Source organism: Bradyrhizobium sp. SZCCHNR1053, from assembly GCF_032381235.1.
Lineage (GTDB): Bacteria > Pseudomonadota > Alphaproteobacteria > Rhizobiales > Xanthobacteraceae > Bradyrhizobium.
In genome coordinates, this window is record NZ_JAUHJM010000003.1 from 124,291 (window position 1) to 145,468 (window position 21,178).

General features: G+C 65.0%; 19 protein-coding genes. 14 read left to right on the top strand and 5 right to left on the bottom strand.

Annotation, left to right across the window (positions count from 1 at the left end; translation table 11 throughout):
• The first annotated feature begins 58 nt into the window (after window positions 1-58).
• Complete coding sequence (locus QX051_RS09705; protein WP_315775943.1) at window positions 59-1,102, top strand: AraC family transcriptional regulator; 1,044 nt, start codon at window positions 59-61, stop codon at window positions 1,100-1,102.
• On the opposite strand, the gene QX051_RS09710 is transcribed toward QX051_RS09705, so the two are convergent.
• Window positions 1,092-2,312: a polyhydroxyalkanoate depolymerase gene (locus QX051_RS09710; RefSeq protein WP_315775944.1), complete on the bottom strand. Its 1,221-nt coding sequence runs from the start codon at window positions 2,310-2,312 to the stop codon at window positions 1,092-1,094. The genes QX051_RS09705 and QX051_RS09710 overlap by 11 nt on opposite strands.
• 191 nt (window positions 2,313-2,503) lie before the next feature.
• Between QX051_RS09710 and QX051_RS09715 the strand changes: the two genes are divergently transcribed.
• From QX051_RS09715 to QX051_RS09725, 3 genes are all read left to right on the top strand, one after another.
• Window positions 2,504-3,157 carry a glutathione S-transferase family protein gene (locus QX051_RS09715; RefSeq protein WP_315775945.1) on the top strand — a complete coding sequence of 218 codons (654 nt, stop codon included), beginning with the start codon at window positions 2,504-2,506 and terminating at the stop codon, window positions 3,155-3,157.
• Window positions 3,158-3,506: 349 nt separating this feature from the next.
• Window positions 3,507-3,941: a cupin domain-containing protein gene (locus tag QX051_RS09720; RefSeq protein ID WP_315775946.1), complete on the top strand. Its 435-nt coding sequence runs from the start codon at window positions 3,507-3,509 to the stop codon at window positions 3,939-3,941.
• A gap of 307 nt (window positions 3,942-4,248) precedes the next feature.
• Window positions 4,249-4,725: an HXXEE domain-containing protein gene (locus QX051_RS09725; RefSeq protein WP_315738615.1), complete on the top strand. Its 477-nt coding sequence runs from the start codon at window positions 4,249-4,251 to the stop codon at window positions 4,723-4,725.
• 23 nt (window positions 4,726-4,748) lie between these two features.
• On the opposite strand, the gene QX051_RS09730 is transcribed toward QX051_RS09725, so the two are convergent.
• A complete protein-coding gene (locus tag QX051_RS09730) occupies window positions 4,749-5,021 on the bottom strand; it encodes a hypothetical protein (protein ID WP_315718054.1) in 273 nt (90 codons plus the stop codon).
• 134 nt (window positions 5,022-5,155) lie between these two features.
• Between QX051_RS09730 and QX051_RS09735 the strand changes: the two genes are divergently transcribed.
• The 6 genes from QX051_RS09735 to QX051_RS09760 all read left to right on the top strand — a co-directional run bounded on the left by QX051_RS09735 (window position 5,156) and on the right by QX051_RS09760 (window position 11,408).
• Window positions 5,156-5,533, top strand: coding sequence for a hypothetical protein (locus QX051_RS09735; RefSeq protein WP_315738614.1), 378 nt, complete (start codon window positions 5,156-5,158; stop codon window positions 5,531-5,533).
• Window positions 5,534-5,611: 78 nt separating this feature from the next.
• A complete protein-coding gene (locus tag QX051_RS09740; RefSeq protein WP_315738613.1) occupies window positions 5,612-6,451 on the top strand; it encodes an AraC family transcriptional regulator in 840 nt (279 codons plus the stop codon).
• 160 nt (window positions 6,452-6,611) lie between these two features.
• The gene (locus QX051_RS09745) at window positions 6,612-7,538 is read left to right on the top strand and encodes an SMP-30/gluconolactonase/LRE family protein (protein ID WP_315775947.1); all 927 of its coding nucleotides are present in this window, start codon (window positions 6,612-6,614) and stop codon (window positions 7,536-7,538) included.
• A 183-nt stretch (window positions 7,539-7,721) separates the two neighbouring features.
• On the top strand, window positions 7,722-8,315 hold the full coding sequence (locus QX051_RS09750; RefSeq protein ID WP_315775948.1) for a GNAT family protein: 594 nt from the start codon (window positions 7,722-7,724) through the stop codon (window positions 8,313-8,315).
• Window positions 8,316-8,378: 63 nt separating this feature from the next.
• Window positions 8,379-10,013, top strand: coding sequence for a GMC family oxidoreductase (locus tag QX051_RS09755; RefSeq protein ID WP_315775949.1), 1,635 nt, complete (start codon window positions 8,379-8,381; stop codon window positions 10,011-10,013).
• A 267-nt stretch (window positions 10,014-10,280) separates the two neighbouring features.
• Entirely contained in the window at window positions 10,281-11,408 is a 1,128-nt protein-coding gene (locus QX051_RS09760; protein ID WP_409998081.1) for an integrase core domain-containing protein, read from the top strand.
• 331 nt (window positions 11,409-11,739) lie between these two features.
• On the opposite strand, the gene QX051_RS09765 is transcribed toward QX051_RS09760, so the two are convergent.
• The gene (locus QX051_RS09765; protein WP_315775950.1) at window positions 11,740-12,885 is read right to left on the bottom strand and encodes an ABC transporter substrate-binding protein; all 1,146 of its coding nucleotides are present in this window, start codon (window positions 12,883-12,885) and stop codon (window positions 11,740-11,742) included.
• 177 nt (window positions 12,886-13,062) lie between these two features.
• Here QX051_RS09765 and QX051_RS09770 point away from each other — a divergent pair, with 177 nt between their 5' ends.
• The gene (locus QX051_RS09770; protein ID WP_315775951.1) at window positions 13,063-13,854 is read left to right on the top strand and encodes a helix-turn-helix transcriptional regulator; all 792 of its coding nucleotides are present in this window, start codon (window positions 13,063-13,065) and stop codon (window positions 13,852-13,854) included.
• A gap of 90 nt (window positions 13,855-13,944) precedes the next feature.
• Window positions 13,945-15,123, top strand: a complete 1,179-nt coding sequence (locus QX051_RS09775; RefSeq protein WP_315775952.1) for a cytochrome P450 — start codon at window positions 13,945-13,947, stop codon at window positions 15,121-15,123.
• A 182-nt stretch (window positions 15,124-15,305) separates the two neighbouring features.
• Here QX051_RS09775 and QX051_RS09780 read toward each other — a convergent pair whose 3' ends face one another.
• A complete protein-coding gene (locus QX051_RS09780) occupies window positions 15,306-15,788 on the bottom strand; it encodes a MarR family transcriptional regulator (RefSeq protein WP_315738605.1) in 483 nt (160 codons plus the stop codon).
• 103 nt (window positions 15,789-15,891) lie between these two features.
• On the opposite strand from QX051_RS09780, the gene QX051_RS09785 reads away from it, so the two are divergent.
• Window positions 15,892-16,296 (top strand): VOC family protein, encoded by a 405-nt coding sequence (locus tag QX051_RS09785; RefSeq protein ID WP_315775953.1) that lies wholly within the window; start codon window positions 15,892-15,894, stop codon window positions 16,294-16,296.
• An 850-nt stretch (window positions 16,297-17,146) separates the two neighbouring features.
• Here the strand turns inward: QX051_RS09785 and QX051_RS09790 are convergent.
• The gene (locus QX051_RS09790; protein ID WP_315775954.1) at window positions 17,147-18,739 is read right to left on the bottom strand and encodes an ATP-binding protein; all 1,593 of its coding nucleotides are present in this window, start codon (window positions 18,737-18,739) and stop codon (window positions 17,147-17,149) included.
• Window positions 18,740-19,016: 277 nt separating this feature from the next.
• On the opposite strand from QX051_RS09790, the gene QX051_RS09795 reads away from it, so the two are divergent.
• Window positions 19,017-21,146 carry a phosphocholine-specific phospholipase C gene (locus QX051_RS09795; RefSeq protein WP_315775955.1) on the top strand — a complete coding sequence of 710 codons (2,130 nt, stop codon included), beginning with the start codon at window positions 19,017-19,019 and terminating at the stop codon, window positions 21,144-21,146.
• Window positions 21,147-21,178 lie beyond the last annotated feature (32 nt).

The following is a 21,178-nucleotide window of genomic DNA, read 5'->3' on the forward strand; positions in this document are numbered from 1 at the left end:
TCGACGTCAGTTGCTAATTATTATAGGTTTCAAACGATCTCGACGGACGACGTAGGCCATGACTGCAGATGCAGCCGCTGATCGTAGTTGGAAGTCACCGGCTGTGCCGCGGCTTACAGCCTATGGCCGTGTTGCAACGCACGATGTCGATGAGGCCGCTGAACAAATAGGCCGCATCTTCTGTCCGCATGGGCTGCAGCCGGAGGCGGATACTGCGCGCGATTTCCTCGCTCTGCATAATTGTGCGGCATTCGATGGCTTTTCCATCAACTACGTCGCCTATGGCGGTGCGGTAAGCATCGATCCCGGCTGTCTCGACCGCTTCTTTCTGCTGCAGCTTCCGCTGGCGGGGACCGCGCGGGTTTTCGCCGGGGCCGGCGAGGTCACCACGGCGCCAGACCATGCGGCATCGCTGCTGTCTCCGACATTGCCCACGCGCATGGTCTGGGACGCTTGCGCCCAGTTGATCCTGTTGCTCGACCGCCGTCTCGTGGAACAGCGCGCCGCCGCGCTGTCCGGGCGCGCGGTGCAACCGATCGAATTCGATCCCGCGATTGCGCTGTCGGGATGTCATGGCTCGCGGCTCCGGGCTCACATGCTTGGGCTCGCCGACCTCGCCGAGCGTCTCGGCGGTGGGCGCGGCCTGCCATCGGTTGCGGCAGCCAATTGGCGCGAGACGCTGCTGGACATTCTGTTCGAGCAGCCGGGCAATGGCCTGGCGGAGGCGATCAGGCTGCATTCCGGCCGGGTCGAGACGCTGCCGCAGGCCGTCCGCCGGGCGCGTGATCTCCTGGCGGCGCACGCAGCCGAACCGCTCGATCTGGCGCAACTCGCGGCGTCGTCAGGCGTGGGGATCCGGGCGCTGCAAGGCGGCTTCCGCCGCCATTTCGGCATGTCGATCTCCGACATGCTGCTCGACATCCGGCTGGCGCGGCTCAATGCGCAATTGATGGCGGCTCCACCGGAGGCGCGGATCATCGACATCGCCTTCGACCTCGGCTTCACCCATCTCGGGCGGATGGCGGGTGCCTATCGCGACAAGTTCGGGGAGGCGCCGTCCGCGACACTGCAACGTGTGCAGCGCGGCCGCTTCACGAATTGACGTGCACGAAATCCCGCAGCAGCGGATAGATCTCGTTATTCCACTTCTTGCCACTGAACACGCCGTAATGGCCGACGCCGGCCTGCATGTGATGGACGCGCCGATAGGCACGCACATTGGTGCAGATGTCCTGCGCCGAGAGCGTCTGTCCGATCGAGCAGATGTCGTCGCGCTCGCCTTCCACCGTCATCAGGCCGATACGCCGGACCGCTTTCGGGTCGACGGGACGGCCGCGATGCATCAGCTTGCCCTGCGGCAGCAGATGCTCCTGGAACACGTCGCGCACGGTCTCGATGTAGAACTCGGCGGGAAGGTCCATGACCGCGAAATACTCGTCGTAGAACGTCTTGATGGTCTCCGCCTTCTCGACCTCACCCTTGGCGAGATGATTGGCGAGATCCATGTGCTGTTTCACATGGCGCTCGAGATTCATCGACACGAAGGCCGTGAGCTGCACGAAGCCCGGATAGACCTTGCGGAAGGCGCCCCTGCACTGGAAGGGCACGTAGTGGATCAGGTTGTCCTCGAACCAGTCGATCGGCTTGCTCTTGGCGAACTCGTTGACCTTGGTCGGCTGGATCCGCGTGTCGATCGGTCCGGCCATCAAGGTCAAGGTGGCGGGGCGCGACGGATGCTCGTCCTCGCACATCACGGCGGTCGCGGCGAGTGCCGACACCGACGGTTGGCAGATCGCCACCATGTGCGGCCGCGGACCGAGCTGGCTGAGAAAACTGATGAGATGATCGGTGTAATCTTCCAGACCGAAGCGGCCATGATCGCGCGGGATGTCGCGCGGATTGTGCCAGTCTGTGATGTAGACGTCGTGATCCTGCAGTAGCGTCTTCACGGTGCCGCGCAGCAGGGTGGCGAAATGGCCGGACATCGGCGCGACCAGCAGCACCTTGGGCTGATCCGGCGCAGCGTCCTTCTTGAAGTGCAGGAGCGAGCCGAACGGCGTCTCGAACGTGACCTCTTCGGTGACGGCGAGCTCGCGGTTGCCGACCGTCACGCTGTCGATGCCATACGCCGGGCGAGCGTAGGTCAAGGCCGCGCGGGAGATCAGCTCGAGCGCGGCGGACAGACGCCGCATGGCGCGGCTGGATAGCCCTGATGGGATCAGGTTGAGATAGCGCATGGCGGCTGCCGCGCTCTGGCGCCACGGCTCGGTCAGGTCCATGTGGTTCTGATAGGCTTGGTACAGCAGCGCCATCGCGTCCGATCCATTACATGCATTGCTGTATGCAATATCGGAGCCAGAGTGGCCGAGGCTTGCCTGAAAAACTGGCATGTCGCTTGCTCGCTGAAATCTCTGACGTATCCGGCTCCGCGCATGATGCCGCTCGCACGAGCGGCACGATGGGCGAACGACAAGCGGCAAAGCGACAAGAGGGTAGGGGCGACATGGCCAAAGCGACGTTGACCATCAGCAGCAAGAATTACTCGTCGTGGTCGCTGCGCGGCTGGCTGCTCGCAAAATTTTCCGGGCTCGATTTCGACGAGGTCGTGGTCGGTCCGGACGACGCATCGGCGCGCGCCGAGATCCTGCTGCTGTCGTCCTCGATCCTGGTGCCGTGCCTGCGCCACGATGGTGCGACGATCTGGGATACGCTGGCGATCGGCGAGTATCTCAACGAGACCTTTCCGGAGGCGGGCCTACTGCCTGCCGACCGCATCCAGCGCGCGCATTGTCGCTCGATTTCGGGCGAGATCCATTCCGGCTTCACGACCCTGCGGGCGTCGCTGCCGGTCAATCTCAAGGGCCACTTCCCGGGCTTCAAGGTCTGGACGCGGGCGCAGGCCGACATCGACCGCATCTGGGCGATCTGGCGCGACTGCCTGGACAGATCCGGCGGCCCATTTCTGTTCGGCGGGCGCGGCATGGCGGATGCGATGTATGCGCCGGTGGTGACGCGCTTCGTGACTTATGACGTGAAGCTCGAGCCGCAGCTCAGGGCCTATGCCGACCTGATCATGGCGCTGCCGGAGATGCAGCAATGGATCGAGGCCGCCAAGGCCGAGCCCGAGGAGATCGAGGAGCTGGAGGTCGAGTACTAGGGTCCTGCCGTCAGCGGCCCGTGCCCGCGGCCCTTTGCAGCCGCCGGCTCCGGCGAGAACGGCTCATGCCACGGGCAGGTGCTGCTCAATTTGAAGCCGGATCTGCGTCTTCGCGGCGCGTGGCGTGAGCTGTCAGCACGTCACCACTGCCGTGTGGAGTCGGCCAAAACCCGGTTGTTGGCAATCGGTTCAGCCCGCGATGCCGTCCTGGCCTGCCGATCTTTGCGTTGCAAACGGGGCGTGGCGTGGTTTTCGCATGGCACAATCCGCTTTCGGACGTGGTGGCCGCTGTGGCCGATCGATGGGCCGCAACGGTCGCCGATGTCGGGATCAACCGGTGGAGGCCGTCATGAACCAGCATGCAGTGGTGACCAAGTTCTCGCACGTGAAGCCCGACGACACCGCCTACACGGGCGGCGGGTTGCGCGACTTCTTCCTGTATCGCGATCTGGGCATCGCCGACGCCACCGGCGGGCAGGTGATCTGCCACCTCGTCAAGGCCAATCCGGATTGTCCGCCGGTGGATGGCACCGGCTGGCATCGTCATGATTGCGATTTCCAGATCGTCATCATGATGAAGGGCTGGGCCCGCTTCATGTACGAGGACAAGCCGACCCTGGTGAAGGCCGGCGACGTCGTGCACCAGCGTCCCGGCATCGTGCACTACCTCTACGATTATTCCCCTGACATGGAATATATGGAGATCGTCAGCCCGGCCGACTTCAAGACGGTCGAGATGCCGCCGGCGACCGACAACGTGCCCCCGGTCACGCCGTGGACCTGAACGCCTGAGCTCCTTCTCCGTTAATCTTTGGCATCCGGTTGCGGCATGCGGCACGATGCTTCTCCTCATGATGTGGTGGGTCGTCTCCGACGTGTCCGATATCTAGCGTGAACAGGTCGCGCACCAGATGCGGCATCCGATTCGGACGCGATTCGTTCCAGCAGCGTTCCAGGGATTAAGACGGCAGGCAGCGGCGTCGCATTTTGAAACACGGCGCGCGCGCTGCCCGTCTCGCGCCTTGGTGCTCTACATTGCCCCTTGCGACCGATCCGGCGCCGGTCCATCACCCGCGAGGGGAGCATCGATCATGACCTTGACCACATTGGCTTGGCTCGCGCTCGCGGCCTATGGCGCGCATATTCTCGAGGAATACACGTTCGATTGGCGCAATTGGGCGCGTGCGGTGATGAAGCTGCCGGTCGAGTGGAGCGACTTCTACGTGACGAACGCGCTGGTGGTCGTGCTCGGCGCGGTGCAGGCAGAGCTTGCCGAGACATGGCCGCCGGCCGCGCTCGCCTACGCAGCGCTGATGATCATCAACGCCATCTTCTTCCACATTCTGCCGTTCCTGCGCAGTGGAGGCAGATTCTCGCCGGGGCTGGCGACGGCGCTGATTCTGTTCTTTCCGATCGCAATTGCGATGTGGCGGCGGGCGTGGGGTGACGGTGTGCTCGACGTTGGAACGGCTGTCCTTGCGGTCGTCACCGGCGCGTTGCTGATGGCCTATCCGGTCGTGATGCTCAATCTGCGTTCGAAACCGTATTTTCGGCAAGACCGGCCCTGAGCAGAACTCAGGGCCCGGTGTGATCAATAAGACGAAGCGCGATCGGCAACGAAGCTCGGCTGCGGACGGCGTCCATTGCGCTCATCAAATCGCGCGCGCGGGAAGCGCCAGCCGATGACAGTGGCTTCGAGCGCGCCGCCGGATTCCTTGTTGTGCCATTTGCCATCAATGTAGAAACAGGGGAACGGAAGTTGATAGGTGCCGCTGTGATCTTCGCACAGCACCTCGACCGTCTGCCCCGGCGGTGGCTCACCGCTGCCGTCGAATTGCGCCAGCCGTTTTTCGCGCGTAGCCATTCTGTCCATCTCCCTAAAAACGGGTCCCGGCCGGAACTTCAATGCGCGATTGAGGTCTCAGTATGGTATCAATCAGGAAACTCCGTCAGTTCCACGCAAAATCATGTGTTGGGCAAGCCAATGAGAAAATTGTGATGCGAAAATTCGTTGCCGCGCGAATCATCTTTGCCGCGAGCGTGCTCGCGATATGTGTGAGTTCTGCCGGACATGCGCAGGATATTCCGGGCATCGAAATCTGCACTGCAGAAAAGGCGATGGATCGACGGACATCATGTCTGCAGAGCAATATCGATTTCCTGCAGAAGACGATGACCAAGCAATCGCTCGATCAGCAGCAGAAGCTCGATGCGGCGAATCGCCAGATCCAGGCGCTGAAGGCCGCGCTGATCTCGCAGCAGGGTCTGATCGACGAGCTGAAGGCGTCCCAGGCGAAGCTCGCGGACGAGCTGAGGAAGAAGGCCGATGCGCCGGCTGCCAAGGACGCGGCGCCGGCGAAGCCGACCAGCAAATAGCACGGTCCGCAGCGCAATAACGATCAAGCGCACGTGGATCTCCGCGCGCAGGATCGGGCGCTTCGATAGGAGAGAAGCGTGTCCACCAACCCGGCCCAGAAGGCGCTCTGGTTCATCGAGAGTCATCTTTCGGCGCCGTTGACGTTGGATGACGTGGCGGCCATCGCCGGCGTGTCGCGCTTCCACATCGTGCGCGCGTTCGCGGCGGCGACCGGCGTCTCGGTGATGCGCTATGTCAGGCTGCGCCGTCTCAGCGAGGCGGCACGGGCTCTGGCCTCTGGCGCACCCGACATTCTCAGTCTCGCGCTTGAGGCTGACTACGGCTCCCACGAAGCGTTCACGCGCGCGTTCCGCGACCAGTTCGGCGTCACGCCGGAATCGGTGCGCGCCAACCCATGCCTCGATGGCCTGCCGCTTCAGGAGCCGATCATGATGGACCAGACCCCGCTCGACGATCTCGCCGCCCCGCGCTTCGTGACGGCCAAGCCCCTGCTCGTGGCGGGCGTCTCCGAACGCTTCAGCCACGACAATGGGGCCGGTATCCCGGCGCTGTGGCAGCGCTTCCACCAGGTGGTGCACGAGATCCCGGCTCGCATCGGAGATGTCGCCTACGGTGTCTGCTGCAACGGCGACGATGCCGGAAATTTCGACTACGTGGCAGGAGTCGCGGTGACCGACTTCTCCGACCTGCCGCGCAGCTTCGCCAAGGTTCGGATTCCCGCCGCGACCTTTGCCGTGTTCGCCCATCCGGGCCACGTCTCGACCATCCGCCGCACCGTCAACACGATCTGGAATCACTGGCTGCCGCAATCGGGCTGCACGGTCGCCGACGCACCGAGCTTCGAACGCTACGATCAGCGCTTCGATCCGAGGACCGGTGATGGCGGGTTCGAGATCTGGGTTCCGGTGATTCGCTGACCCCCGCCGGAGGCGTCCCGGATTTGTGTCGAGACGCTGCAGGCCAGCCCTGCGGCGCCGGACCCCGCCGATTGCTTGGCAAGCAGCGGCACGTTTGCGATAACCTCACGCCTAACAACAAATGCGCCGCAGCGCGGCGACGAAAGCGGGAGGTCGTCCGATGTCCGACATGCGCGTGCTCGCCACCGATCTGGAATTTCCGGAAGGGCCCGTGGTGATGCCCGACGGCTCGGTGGTGCTGGTCGAGATCCGCGGCAAGCGCCTGACGCGGGTGTTTCCCGACGGCCGCAAGGAGGTCGTGGCGCAGATTCCGGGCGGGCCGAACGGCGCAGCCCTCGGGCCCGACGGCAAGATCTACATCTGCAACAATGGCGGCTTCTCCTGGATTCCGACCGGCAAGATGATCATGCCGGGCCCGCAGCCCGAGGACTATCTCGGCGGCTCGATCCAGCGCGTCGATCTGCAGAGCGGCAAGATCGAGACCGTGGTCAGCCGCTGCGGCGAGCACGCGCTGCGCGGACCGAATGACCTCGTATTCGACCGGCATGGCGGCCTGTGGTTCTCCGATCTCGGCAAGCGCCGCGCCCGCGACATGGATGTCGGCGCGTTCTACTACCTCAAGCCCGGCATGAGCGAGATCGTCGAGGCCGTCCACGGCATCCTGCCGGCCAATGGCATCGGGTTGTCGCCGGATGAGAAGACCGTCTACATCGCGGAGACGCCGACCGCGCGTCTCTGGGCCTACGATCTCGCCGAGCCCGGCACGGTGAAGCCGCGCGAGGTGATCTATCGCGGCGAGCGCGGCCGGCCGATCGCGGGCCTCGGCGGCTACCAGATGTTCGATTCGCTCGCGGTCGAGGCGAACGGCAATGTCTGCGTCGCCACGCTGGTGACCGGCTGCATCAGCGTGATCGCGCCCGACGGCACGCTGGTCGAGCAGGTGCCGACCGGTGACCGCGTGACGACCAACATTGCCTTCGGCGGTCCCGAGCTGAAGACGGCCTACATCACGCTGTCGGGCAGGGGTGAGCTGGTGGCGATGGACTGGCCGCGGCCGGGCCTGCCGCTGAATTTTCTGAACAAGTAGGACAGCTGGGCATCGTCATGACGCTGCGCGGATGATAACGAGCAACGTAGAACGTTCTCGGAATTGCTCCTCATGGTGAGGAGCGCCGTAGGCGCGTCTCGAACCATGAGGCCCGACCTCGGCCTCATCCTTCGAGACGCAGCGCTGCGCGCTGCTCCTCAGGATGAGGGGAAGGAGTGTCAAATGCCCTTTCTCGAACCAGTCACCCTCCGCGGCGCGCACGCCAGCCTCGTGCCGCTGTCATCAGACCATCACGACGCGCTGGTCGAGGCGGTCAGCGACGGCGAATTGTGGAAGCTGTGGTACACCGCAGTTCCGAAACCCGAGACCATGGCCAAGGAGATCGAGCGCCGGCTCGGCCTGCTCGCGGCCGGCAGCATGCAGCCGTTCACGGTGCTCGACCCCGACGGCCGCGTCGCCGGCATGACCACCTACATGAATGTCGATGCCGCCAACCGTCGCGTCGAGATCGGCTCGACCTGGTATGCGAAGCGGGTGCAGCGCAGCGCGCTCAACACCCAGTGCAAGCGGCTGCTGCTGGCGCACGCCTTCGAGGCGATGAACTGCATCGCGGTCGAGTTCCGAACCCACTTCTTCAACCACCAGAGCCGGCGCGCCATCGAGCGGCTCGGCGCCAAGCAGGACGGCATTTTGCGCAGCCACCAGATCGCGCCGAACGGCACGCTGCGGGATACCGTCGTCTACAGCATCACCGCGGCCGAATGGCCGACCGTGAAGGCGCATCTGGACTACCAATTGAATGACAAGCCGCGCTGATCGCGCTATGGCCGCTTGCCGCCTGGCGCGGCGGACGATGACGAGACCGGGACGAACGACCAGATGGATACCTTCGACTATGTGATCGTGGGCGCCGGCTCTGCCGGCTGCGTGCTGGCGAGCCGCCTCAGCGAGGACCCGTCGGTGACGGTGTGCGTGCTGGAGGCGGGGCCACGCGACTGGCACCCCTACATCCATCTGCCGGCCGGCTTCATCAAGACCTTCTACATGAAGAGCATCAACTGGGGCTATCAGCAGGAGCCGGGACCCTACACCGCTGGGCGAAGCATCTACGCGCCGCGCGGCAAGACGCTCGGCGGCTCCTCCTCGATCAATGGCCATGTCTACAATCGCGGCCAGCGCCAGGATTTCGACACCTGGGCGCAGATGGGCAATCGCGGCTGGAGCTATTCCGACGTGCTGCCGCACTTCAAGCGCATGGAGAAGCGCATCGGCGCCGGCGAGGATCAGTATCGCGGTCGCGACGGCAGCCTCATCGTGACCACCATGGAGTGGAAGGACACGCTGTGCGAGGCCTTCATGGATGGCGCGGTCTCGCTCGGCATCCCGCGCAACCCGGACTACAACGGCGCGATCCAGGAGGGCGTGTCCTACGTTCAGCGCACCATTCAGAACGGCCGCCGTGTCTCCTCGGCGACCGCGTTCCTGCGTCCGGCCAGCAAACGGCCGAACGTCGAGGTGCGCACCCACGCGCATGCCACGGGCATCGTGCTCGAGGGCAAGCGAGCGGTCGGCGTGCGCTATCACCGCGGTGGGCGCGGCGGCGTGCCGGTCGAGGTGCGCGCGCGCAAGGAGGTGATCCTGTCCGGCGGCGCCTATAACTCGCCGCAGCTGCTGCAGCTGTCCGGCATCGGCGCGCCCGAGCTGCTGCAGGAGCACGGCATCGAGGTGCGTCATGCACTCCGAAGCGTCGGCGAGGGCCTGCAGGACCACTACGCGCCGCGCACCGTCGCGCGCGTCAAGAACATCAAGACCGTCAACGAGCTCGCGCGCGGCCTCAATTTGTGGGGCGAGGCGCTGAAATGGGCGGTGACGCGGCGCGGCATCCTGTCGCTGTCGCCGACCATGGTCTACTGCTTCTGGCATTCCGGCGAGACCGCCGAAAGCTCCGATCTGCAGCTCACCTTCACGCCGGCGAGCTACAAGGAGGGTGTGCAGGGCCAGCTCGAGGACGAGCCCGGCATGACGGTCGCGTCGTGGCAGCAGCGCCCGGAGAGCCGCGGCTACGTGCGGCTGCGCTCGGCCGATCCGTTCGATCAGCCGCTGATCCAGACCAACTATCTCACCGCCGAGCTCGACCGCCGCGTCGTCGTCGCCGGCATGAAGCTGGCGCGTCGCCTGCTGGCCTCGGCGCCGCTCGCGCCATATTACGCGTATGAGGATTTCCCCGGGCCGAAGGTCAACAGCGACGACGAGCTCCTGGCAGCCGCAACGCAGCGCGCCACCACCACGTTCCATCCCGGCTGCTCCTGTCGCATGGGCCCGGCGGATTCCACCTGGGCCACGGTCGACGACCAGCTCCGCGTCCACGGCCTCTCGGGCCTGCGCGTCGCCGATGCCTCGATCATGCCGCGCATGATCTCCGCCAACCTCAACGCCGCGACCTTGATGATCGGCGACAAGGCGGCGGATCTGATTTTGGGCAAGGCGCCGGCGGCGGAGAGCCTGTCGGCGTAGTGGGGCGCCCCACACTCGGCACTTGCTTGGAGATCGGGCAATCACCCCAGCGGAGGTGAGCTCCCCTCCCCCTTGCGGGGAGGGGTCGGGGGTGGGGGTCCACGGGGGTATGAACCGGGCTGAGTCCTGACAATTCAGACCGGGTTGATTCCTGACAGGCAAGCTTCGTCCGATTCGAAGGAGGATCGGTCGATGCCTTTCAGGGAGAGCAGTCCTGTGGAGCAGCGTATCGGGTTGTTTCGGGAGTACGACACGGGAGCTTTTTCGGTGACGGAGCTGTGCGCGCGGCACGGCATCAGCCGGGAGACGTTCTACGTTTGGGAGCGCCGCCGCGCGAGCGGGGATCCGCAGTGGTTCGAGGAGAAGAGCCACGCCGTGCAGAACTGCCCGCACGCCACAGCGGACCGGCTGGCACGGCGCATCATCGCAACACGACGACGGTTTCCGCATTTTGGCCCCAAGAAGATCAAGGCCTGGCTCGCGCGCGAGCGGCCGGAGGTCGACTGGCCGGCGGCCTCGACGATCGGCGACCTCCTGAAGCGTGAAGGCCTGGTCGAAGCGCGGCCACGCCGACGTCGGGCGATCGCGCAAGGCGAGCTGATCACGCCGGCGGAGGGCCCCAATGACGAGTGGGCGATCGACTTCAAAGGCTGGTTCCGCACTGGCGATGGCACGCGCTGCGATCCGCTCACCATCACCGATGCGGCGAGCCGCTATCTCATCGAGGTGCGCATTGTCGATCCGACCTGGGCTGGCGTGAAGGGCGCTCTGGAGCGCGTTTTCAAGGATATCGGCCTTCCCGACGCGATCCGCTCCGACAATGGAGTACCGTTCGGATCGACGGGAGCTGGCGGCCTTTCGGCGCTCTCGGTGTGGTGGCTCAAGCTCGGCATCGAGCCACGCTACATCCCACCAGCGAGCCCGCAGGACAACGGCCGGCACGAGCGCATGCACCGCACGCTGAAGGCCGAGACGTCGAAGCCACCGGCAGACACGGCCGCCGAGCAGCAGCGACGCTTCGACGCCTTTCGCCGCCACTTCAACGAGGAGCGGCCGCACGAGGCGCTCGACCAGGTGGCCCCCGTCAAGCTCTGGCGCAGGCCGGTGCGCTTCATGCCAGACCGTCTCGATGATCCCTGGTACGACGCCGATCACGAGGTCCGCCGCGTGCGTCCCACCGGGGACATCAAATGGCAAGGCGAGCACGTCTTCGTTGGCGAAGCGCTCGCCGGCGAACTCATCGGCCTCGCCAAGCACGATACCGGCGGCCACATCGTCCGCTTCTGGGGCCGAGACCTCGGGCTGATCGACCGCGACCGCCGTTTCCTGCGCTTTGCTCCGCCGCGTGCGCGGCTCCGCGTCGCGCAGGAAACGGCGGAGACAACACAGCAGTGATCGAATAGTGTCAGGGATCAGCCCGGTCCAAAATGTCAGGGATCAACCCGGTCGGTCAGGGCGCTGAACTCCGCTGTGGGCGCGCTGTCGGCAGGGCGCTGTTGTTTCGCAAGAGCGAACCACGATATCTGCAAGTCGTGATCTATCGCACGAGTCAAAGCAAGCCGAGGGTGGCCCGGCGAGCTAACGATGTGGACACGGTTCGGAGCTCTCAATCGCTCATCATTTAGAGCAGGACTCGCGGACCCCCCCACCCCCGACCCCTCCCCGCAAGGGGGAGGGGAGCTCACCGCCCGTGCGGCAGGCGGCGGTCACGCGCGACGTGCACAAACTACTTCACCAGCCTGAACCGCCCGCCCTCGACCTTGATCAGGAACGCCGAGCGCTCGTCGTAGCCGTTGTGGTCGGTCGGGCTCATGTTGGACAGGCCGTTGTTGAGATAGACGTCCTTGCCGCGCTCCAGCTCGTCGCGCAGGGCGCTACGAAACTCCGGGGTGCCGGGCTTGGCGGCCTTCAGTGCGCCGGGAATCGCGCCCTTTAGCAAGGTGACCGTGTCCCACAGATGCGCGGCGAAGATGTTCGGCTTGTCGCCGTTGGCGGCCTGATAGGCGGTCACGAATGCGTCGTTGGCCCGACGGAACGGATCCTCAGGCGCGAGATCGTCGGCGATCGAGAACGCCTCGCCGGCGAACACCGCGCCTTCGACATTCTCCTTGCCGAGCTTGATGAACTCCTGCGTTGCCACGCCGTGGGTCTGGAAGATCTTGCCGCCATAGCCGCGCTCGCACAGCGCCTGTTGCGGCAGCACGGCCGGCGTGCCGGCCGAGGCGATGAACACCGCATCCGGATTGGTGGCGATCACCTTGAGCGCCTGGCCGGTGACGCTGGTGTCGCCGCGGGCATAGACCTCGTGGGTGGTCACCGTGAGCCCGAGCTTCGGCGCCAGCTTCGTCACCTCCTGATAGTAGCCTTCGCCATAGCCGTCGGACACGCCGATGAAGCCGAGTGTCTTCACCCCGCTCTTGGCGATGTATTTGAGCATCGCCGCGGCCATGATGTCGTCATTGGGCACGACCTTGAACGCCCATTTGCGCTTGTCGTCCATCGGCTGCACGATCGCGGTCGAGGCCGCCAGCGACAGCAGCGGCGTTCTGCTTTCGAGCGCGACGTCGAGCATCGGCATGGTGACCGGCGTTAGCGACGAGCCGATGATGGCGTCGACACCATCCTGGATCACCAGCCGGCGCGCGTTCTGCAATCCCTTCACGCTGTCGGATTCGTCGTCGAGCGCGATATAGACGATCTTCTCGCCGCCGATCTCCTTCGGCAGCGCAGCTACCGCCTTGATCTGCGGCTGCCCGAGCGCCGAGCCGGGCCCGGTTGCGGACACCACGATACCGACCTTGATGTCGGCGCGCGCGGGCGAGCCGAAAGCCATCGTTGCAGCAATTCCGATCGCCGTGAGCGCGGCTCTCATCGTGGTTCCTCCCCGTTGAGCGTGCTCGGCGCGTTGACTGGCCGAGACTTTGGCCAATGAGCGTAGCCGGACTGGCGGCCTCGTGTCTGTCCCCGTGGTTGGTGACGCGGGGCGGCGCTTCCAGCCGAGGCGGGTTGCTGCTAGGTTTCAGCGAACAAAGAGATCCGGGAGGAACGCATGGAGGCTCAGGGGCCTGGCATCGAGGCGGCCGGCGCCGTCGGCGCGATGGTGCTCGCGATCGGACAGCCCGAGTTTCCGCAAGTCCTGATCGAGACGCTGCGCACCGTTGCCGATGTCGGCCACTGCATGGTGTTCACCTTCGAGAACCAGCGCTCGGCGCGCTGCCTGCTCAGCACGGGGAACATCGCGATCGGGCCTGATCTCGGCGCGGCCTATTCGGAGCATTTCCACACGGCCGATCCGAACCGGGACACGATCTTCCGCAGGCGCGCGGACGCGCGCTACATCCTGCTGCCGAATTTCGCGCGCCGCATGTACCCGAAGGGCTACCGCAAGCTGTTCTTCGAAGATTCCGAGATCGTCGACAAGGCCGCCACCGCGATCTGGGTCGGCGAGCACTGCACCTACGTGAACTTCTATCGCACCGCTGTGCAAGGCGGTTTTGCGCCCCACGAGCGCCAGCGCATCGCCGCGGTCGCCCCGATCGTGGGGGCCATCGTCGCGCGTCATTGCCAGGATCGCGCCGCCGCGATGGACCCGGCCGACAAATTTGCTTCGTTGTTTGCCGCCGGCGGACCGCTGTCGGTGCTGACCGCGCGGGAGAAGGATGTCTGCCGTCGCATCCTCGAAGGCTTCACCTCCGAGGCGATCGCCGGGGATCTTGGCATCGCCCTCAACTCCGTCTTCACCTATCGCAAGCGCGCCTATGAAAGGCTCGGCATCGCCTCGCAGAACGAGCTGTTCGCGATCGCCCTTCGCCTGATGGCGACACCGCGGCCGCTGAACTGAGCGAGGGAGGCTCGCCTGCTGTCACCCATCGCCGGGACAGACGTTGCCGGAGCGTGCAGCTAGCCTGCGCTGGCAGACCGGAGACCGAGAGTGAGCACAGCACCGCGCTTCGATATCGATACCGCCACCTTCTGGGCCGATCCCTATCCGGCGCTGGCGCGCATGCGCCAGGAGGCGCCGATCGCCTTCGTGCCGCAGCTCGGCAGTACGCTGTTGTGCCGTCGCGACGACATCTTCGTGTCCGAGAAGCAGATCGACGTCTTCAGCTCGCATCAGCCGCAGGGCCTGATGAACCGGCTGATGGGCCACAACATGATGCGCAAGGATGGCGCGGCGCACATGGCCGAGCGCCAGGCGATCGCGCCGGCGGTGTCGCCGCGGGCCGTGCGGGTGCACTGGCTGGCGCAGTTCCAGGCCCATGCCGACCGGCTGATCGACGCGCTCGATCCCACCGCCGACGTGGACCTCGTCCGCGACTTCGCATTGCCGTTCTCGGCCGAGTGCCTGAAGCTGATCACCGGCCTCACCAACATGCGCTTTCAGGACATGAATGCGTGGTCGCAGGCGATGATCGACGGCATCGCCAACTACACCGCCGATCCCGCGGTCGAGGCGCGTTGCAACGCCGCGACTGCCGGCATCGACGCCGCCATCGACGACATGCTGCCGGTGCTGGAGAAGACCCCGAACCAGAGCCTGCTTGGCGTGATGCTTGCCTCGCAAATGCCGATGGAGAGCATCCGCGCCAACATCAAGCTCGCCATCTCGGGTGGCCAGAACGAGCCGCGCGATGCGATCGCCGGCACGGTGTGGGCGCTGCTGACGCATCCCGATCAGCTCGCGCTGGCCCTCAATGGCGAGGTGCGCTGGCTGCAGGTATTCGAGGAATATGCCCGCTGGATCTCGCCGATCGGCATGACGCCCCGGCGCATCGCCAAGCCCTGGACGATTCGCGATGTCGCCTTCGAACCGGAGGAGCGCGTGTTCCTGATGTTCGGCTCGGCCAACCGCGACGAGACGCATTTTTCCGAGCCGGATCGCTTCGACATCCGCCGCGACGTCGCCAAGAGCATCGCCTTCGGCGCCGGTCCGCATTTCTGCGCCGGCGCCTGGGCCTCGCGGGCGATGATTGCCGAGGTCGCATTGCCGACGCTGTTTGCGCGACTGCCGAACCTGAGGCTCCGAAACACCGAGCCCGTGCGCATCGGCGGCTGGGCCTTCCGCGGCCTGCTGAATCTGCCGGTGACCTGGGACGCGGGGCCGAATTGACGGACGCAATCCTCTTGCGTCGCGACCATCGACATTCCGGGGCAAGGCCGTAGGCCTTGAACCCGGAATCTCGAGATTGTGTCGGCACCCGCAACCGCGTAGTTGGACGAGATCACATAGCTCGCGGCCAGCGTGAAGCAGTCGTCCCAGGTGATAGGTGAAGGCTGAGGTGCCAAAACGACCTAGAGGCCGGTGAGCAATTTCTTGAGAAGAGCGTTGAGCGTCTTCTGTTCCGCCGGTGTCAGGACGGAAATCAATCGTGCCTCCAGGGCCACCATTGGACCAATCAGATCGTCGATCGCGCGCTTGCCGGCAGGGGTTAAAGCAATTTGCCTGCCACGTCGGTCATTGGGATCGGGGTATCGTTCGACCAATCCGGCGCGCTCCAACCGATCGAGGCGGTTCGTCATGCCGCCTGAAGAGATCATTGCCGCTTCATAGAGCTGGGTCGGTGAAAGCATATAGGGCTCACCGGCGCGCCTGAGGGGCGTGAGGACGTCAAACTCGCCAACCTGTAGCCCTGCTTCTGCGAGCAATGGGTTCATGTGGTCGCGGATCACCCGTGCGGCGGCGTCAAGCAAACGCCCCACGAGCTCTACAGGCAGCGTTGGAAGATCAGGGCGCTCGCGAGCCCATTGTTTTGAAGCGATCTCGGCACGATCCATGGGCAAGTGTCTTTCAATAAAGTATCTTGATATTAAGATACATTTGGACTACCGCTATGAGGCGAGGCGACAGCTTGGCCTCATAGGTCTTGGAAGGAAAGCGATGCCCAACATGATTTTGGTGAACTTCCCCGTGAGAGATCTCGCCGCGTCGACAGCATTCTACATTGCCCTTGGTGGGGCGGTGAACTCACAGTTTTCCGGCGAAAGCTCGACGTCCCTCATGTTCACGAACACGATCGGTGTGATGCTGCTGACCCACGATCAATATCGCGAATTCACCAAACGCCCCATCGGCGACGCTCGACGCGAGAGTCAGGCTATGTTCGCCCTTACGGTCGCCGACCGCGATGCCGTTGATGCAACCCTAACTCGCGCTGTTGCTGCGGGCGGACGCGCCGATCCCAACCCAGCTCAGGATCTCGGCTTCATGTACAACCGCCACATTGAAGACCCGGATGGCTACGTTTGGGAAATCGTGTGGATGAACTCGTCAGCAAACACCTAAACGTGGAAGATTACCCCATAAGCACAGATCACTCATGCCGGCGTCTCCTCGGGGTGCCTGTGAATCGAGCCGCCCTTGTCCCGCAAGCAATTCAATAGGCCCTGAGCCGAGGATGTCTCCCGCCGGGCGACCTGCTCGAATACAGGCCTGATGGCGCCGAGGAGCCGCAGCGACGCCTTGCTGGGTGAGCGGCGCTGCTTTCATCCTGGCGTGAGCTTCCAGGCAGTCCGGCATCCCGCGCACGCAACAAAATTTTCCTTTCGCTTTTTCGGAAAATGTGCTTATCTCCTGCCAACCCGCCTCGTGCAGAGGGACGTACGCGTCGTCACGATACGTGGAGGTGGGGGGCGATGGACGTGATGGCTGCGCCAGACGAGCGCAGTCGGCGCGTACGGAGAAGTCGTGTGGTCCTGGCCTCTCGACGCTGAGGTCAAGTCCGCGGTCGTTGCTTGACGGCACGCGCGGACGATGGGGGCAAGACAGCCGATCCCCAGGGAGATCACGTATAATTCGTAGAGCCATCGCGCAGGGAAGGCCGGGATGTCTCGGCCGAACCTGTGGTTCCTGCCCCGTGCATTCTTTCCGCACGGGGGCCATGGGGGCGGCGAGCTCCCGGCCTTCCCTGCGCCCTCTCGTTGTTCGGGAGGGACGTGACTGCCGCATCACTCGGGCCTCATCAGCTGCGAGAGCGTGTACCCATGAGCAAAATGGGCGGATGTGAGATCAGCATGAGCCTCTACAAGCTCCGCCGTCACGCCCGGCTTCGCGGGTGATGACAGACATGGCGAGGATGGGCTGTTGGAAACGTCGATCAGATGTCGGATCGCGACCGCAGCGACCGATGTCAGCCTCACGCCTCCAGCGCAGTGCGGATCATGCGCGCAAGATCGGCGCTGACGTAGGGTTTGGCGAGCAGCAGCACGTCGGCATCGAGCCGCCCATGATGCACGATCGCGTTCTCCGTGTAGCCCGATGTGTAGAGCACCTTCAGCCCGGGACGGCGCTTCTCGGCCTCGATCGCGAGCTGGCGGCCGTTCATGCCGCCTGGAATGATGACATCGGTGAACAGCAGGTCGATCCGTTCCGGATTGTCGATCAGCGCCAGGCCCTCGGCGGCGTTGCTCGCGGCGAGCGTGCGATAGCCGAGACGGCGCACCTGAGCCACGACGTAGTCGCGCACCAGCGCATCGTCCTCGACGATCAGGATGGTCTCGTCGCCCTGTGCGACAGCCGGCCGGCCGGGCTCGGCCGCCGGCGGCTCCGGCGCGCTCGCGGCCCGCGGCAGATAGAGCTTGACCGTCGTGCCGTGGCCTTCCTCGCTGTAGATCTTGACGTGGCCGTTCGATTGCTTGACGAAGCCATAGACCATGCTGAGGCCGAGACCCGAGCCCTTGCCGACGTCCTTGGTGGTGAAGAACGGCTCGAACACCTTGTCGAGCAGCGGGGCGGGAATGCCCTGGCCGGTGTCGCTGACCGCGATCATGACGTAGCTTCCGGGCTTGGCGTCGCGGTTCAGTTGCGCGTAGTGCTCGTCGAGCGTGACGTTCTTGGTCTCCAAGGTCAGCTTGCCGCCGTCCGGCATCGCGTCGCGCGCGTTGAGCGCGAGGTTGAGGATCGCCGTCGACAATTGGCTCGGATCGATCAGCGCCGGCGCGCTGTCATGGGCCAGCATCGATTCGATCTCGATCTGCTCGCCGAGCGTCGGCCGCAGCAGACGGCCGGCTTCGACGACGAGCGCATTGATGTCGGTGGCGCGGGGCTGCAGCGGCTGGCGGCGCGAGAAGGCAAGCAGGTGCCGGGTCAGATCGGCGCCGCGCTCGGCGGCGGCGCTGATCATGCCGGCGATGCCGGCGAGCTGGGGCTTGTCCTTGACCGCATCGGCGAGGATCTCGATCGTCCCGGTGATGACGGTCAGGATGTTGTTGAAGTCGTGCGCGACGCCGCCGGTGAGCTGGCCGATCGCCTCCATCTTCTGTGCCTGACGGACCTGGGCCTCGTTGGCCTCGATCTCCTGGAATCGCCGCACCATCGCCTCCGCGGCGCGGCGCTGCCGGATCTCCTCCTCGAGCTGCGCATAGGCCTTCTGCAAGGTGATGCGCGTCGGCAGCACCAGCAGTTGCGGCAGCATCTTGATCATGACGACGATGATCCCGATCGAGGTCACGCCGAGAAAGACGTTGATGATCCCTGTGATGGTCGAGGTCGGCACCCAGAGATCGACGATCGCGAGCACGCGGGTGACACCGACGACGGCCACGAAAGTCGCAAGCGCCCCGACGATGCCGCGGAACATCACGTCGCGCCAACGCCGCCGCAGAAACGTGCCGACCACGAAGGCGATGGTGAAGAAGGCGCTGGCGACCAGTCCGTTGGACACGACCTGCAGCCATATCCATACCGGCGCTCCCTGCAGACCCGCCGCTTGCACCGTCAACGTCGGCATATGCAAATCATCCTCAAAAACGCAACGCGCCAAACCCGGTGGCGGCCCGGCCTGTCGTCGTCTCAACCCGAACGGATCATTCAGCTTTTCGCCTCTGGCGCAAGGGCAATGGCGGCTTCGACGCGGATCGCGGCAGGGCGCCTTCGCGCCGCCGCGAATGCCGCACCGCCGCGCGGCGTCAAAAGCCTGCCACACATCCTTTACCGGCCGGTCACGCGGCTGTTAACGCGCCGACCTAAGTCGCTCGACACCGTCATCACCATGGGGAATGAACGAGATGTCGAACACGATCGCGCACAACCGGCGCGAGTTCCTGCGGCTGCTCGGAGCGTCGGCTGCGACCGCGGCCCTCGGCCAGAGCATCGAGCGCGCGCATGCCATTCCGGCGTTCAACCGCCACGGCAGCATCGAGGACGTCAAGCACATCGTTGTGCTGATGCAGGAGAACCGCGCCTTCGATCATTACTTCGGCGCGATGCGCGGCGTGCGCGGCTTCAACGATCCGCGCGCCGTGAAGCTGCCGAACGGCAACCCGGTGTGGCAGCAGCCGGGCGGCACGGGATCGGTGATGCCGTTCCGCGTCGACAATGCCGGCCAGGTCTATGTCGAGGACGTGGCGCATGGCTGGAACGACGGCCAGAAGGCCTGGAACAACGGCAATTACGACAAGTGGATCGCCAACAAGGGCACCACGACGATGACCTGCATGAATCGGCAGGATCTGCCCTGGCACTATGCGCTCGCGGACGCCTTCACGGTGTGCGATTCGTATTTCTGCTCGGTGATGGGCCCGACCGATCCGAACCGCTACTACTTGTGGACCGGCTGGGACGGCAACGACGGCAAGGGCGGCGGCCCGGTCATCACCAATGCGGAAGCCGGCTACGACTGGACCACGTTCCCGGAGCGGCTGGAGAAGGCCGGCATCTCCTGGAAGGTCTACCAGGACATCGGTCTCGGCCTGACGGCGGAAGGCTTTTGGGGCTGGACCCAGAATCCGTGGATCGGCAATTACGGCGACAACTCGCTGCTGTATTTCCACCAGTATCAGAACGCGCAGCCGGGCAGCCCGCTGTACGAGAAGGCGCTGCGCGGCAGCAACATCGCCAAGGGCGGCACGTTCGAGAACCTGTTCGACGGGCTGCGCAACGACGTGCGCAACGGCACGCTGCCGCAGGTGTCGTGGATCGCAGCTCCCGAAGCGTTCAGCGAGCATCCGAACTGGCTGCCGGGGCCGGGCGCCTGGTACATCTCCAAGGTGCTCGACATCCTGACGTCGAATCCGGAACGGTGGAGCAAGACCGCGCTGATCATCAACTACGACGAGGGCGGCGGATTCTTCGACCATGTCGTCGGCCCGTATCCGGCGATGTCGCAGGCCTGGGGCCAGTCGACCGTCGATGTCAGCACGGACCTCTTCGCCGGCGACGGCAGCCACGTGGCCGGCCCCTACGGCCTCGGCGTCCGCGTGCCGATGCTGGTGGTGTCGCCGTGGTCGCGCGGCGGCTTCGTGTGCTCGGAAGTGTTCGACCACACCTCGGTGATCCGCTTCATCGAGCGCCGCTTCCATCACAAGGCGCCTGATTTGTTCGAGAGCAACATCCCGGCCTGGCGGCGCGCGGTGTGCGGCGATCTCACCTCGGCGTTCAACTTCACCTCGCCCAACGAAGGCATGGCACCGCTGCCGAGCACGGCCGGCTTCAAGCCGCCGGTCGCGGACATCACCTCCGGTGCGCGTTTCGACGACTATCACCCGGTTCCGCCGGCCAAGCAGGTGATGCCGCAGCAGGAGCCTGGCATTCGCCCGGCGCGCGCGCTGCCCTACGATCTCCGCGTCGACGGCGATGCCGACGCCGCGCACAGGACGTTTGCGATCCGCTTCGTCAATCCGGGGCAGGCGGGCGTCTGCTTCCACGTCCGCTCCGGCAACACCGCGGCCGGACCGTGGAGCTACACCGTCGAGGCCGGCAAGTCGCTGCGGGGCGCATGGGACCTTGCGGCCAGCGCCGGCCAGTACGATCTGTCGGTGTACGGGCCGAACGGCTTCTTCCGCCACTTCAAGGGCGGCGTCGCCACCACCGCCGCGCTGGTCGATGTCGACACCGTCCATCTCTGCGATTGGGACGATGGCGACGATTCGCGCAGCCTTGCGATCGCGCTCACCAACAAGGGGGCGAGCTGCGTCGTGACGCTGGCCGACAACTACACCGGACGCAGCGAGCGGCACCGCCTGCAGCGCGGACAGCGGCTCGAGACGCGGGTTCGCCTGCAGCAGACCCATGGCTGGTACGATCTGACGGTCACGACTGATACCGATGCCAACTTCAACTGGCAGCTCGCGGGTCATGTCGAGAACGGCCGGCCCAGCATCAGCGACCCGGCGATGGGCAGGATCGCCGCGACCTGATCGCGAACGATATCGGGATGCGCCCGGAGCGA

Bases quoted from the DNA above. Each gene is read 5' to 3' on its own strand.
- QX051_RS09705 (WP_315775943.1), top strand. From the start codon at position 59: ATGACTGCAGATGCAGCCGCTGATCGTAGTTGGAAGTCACCGGCTGTG.
- QX051_RS09710 (WP_315775944.1), bottom strand. From the start codon at position 2,312: ATGGCGCTGCTGTACCAAGCCTATCAGAACCACATGGACCTGACCGAG.
- QX051_RS09715 (WP_315775945.1), top strand. From the start codon at position 2,504: ATGGCCAAAGCGACGTTGACCATCAGCAGCAAGAATTACTCGTCGTGG.
- QX051_RS09720 (WP_315775946.1), top strand. From the start codon at position 3,507: ATGAACCAGCATGCAGTGGTGACCAAGTTCTCGCACGTGAAGCCCGAC.
- QX051_RS09725 (WP_315738615.1), top strand. From the start codon at position 4,249: ATGACCTTGACCACATTGGCTTGGCTCGCGCTCGCGGCCTATGGCGCG.
- QX051_RS09730 (WP_315718054.1), bottom strand. From the start codon at position 5,021: ATGGCTACGCGCGAAAAACGGCTGGCGCAATTCGACGGCAGCGGTGAG.
- QX051_RS09735 (WP_315738614.1), top strand. From the start codon at position 5,156: ATGCGAAAATTCGTTGCCGCGCGAATCATCTTTGCCGCGAGCGTGCTC.
- QX051_RS09745 (WP_315775947.1), top strand. From the start codon at position 6,612: ATGTCCGACATGCGCGTGCTCGCCACCGATCTGGAATTTCCGGAAGGG.
- QX051_RS09750 (WP_315775948.1), top strand. From the start codon at position 7,722: ATGCCCTTTCTCGAACCAGTCACCCTCCGCGGCGCGCACGCCAGCCTC.
- QX051_RS09755 (WP_315775949.1), top strand. From the start codon at position 8,379: ATGGATACCTTCGACTATGTGATCGTGGGCGCCGGCTCTGCCGGCTGC.
- QX051_RS09765 (WP_315775950.1), bottom strand. From the start codon at position 12,885: ATGAGAGCCGCGCTCACGGCGATCGGAATTGCTGCAACGATGGCTTTC.
- QX051_RS09770 (WP_315775951.1), top strand. From the start codon at position 13,063: ATGGAGGCTCAGGGGCCTGGCATCGAGGCGGCCGGCGCCGTCGGCGCG.
- QX051_RS09780 (WP_315738605.1), bottom strand. From the start codon at position 15,788: ATGGATCGTGCCGAGATCGCTTCAAAACAATGGGCTCGCGAGCGCCCT.
- QX051_RS09785 (WP_315775953.1), top strand. From the start codon at position 15,892: ATGCCCAACATGATTTTGGTGAACTTCCCCGTGAGAGATCTCGCCGCG.
- QX051_RS09790 (WP_315775954.1), bottom strand. From the start codon at position 18,739: ATGCCGACGTTGACGGTGCAAGCGGCGGGTCTGCAGGGAGCGCCGGTA.
- QX051_RS09795 (WP_315775955.1), top strand. From the start codon at position 19,017: ATGTCGAACACGATCGCGCACAACCGGCGCGAGTTCCTGCGGCTGCTC.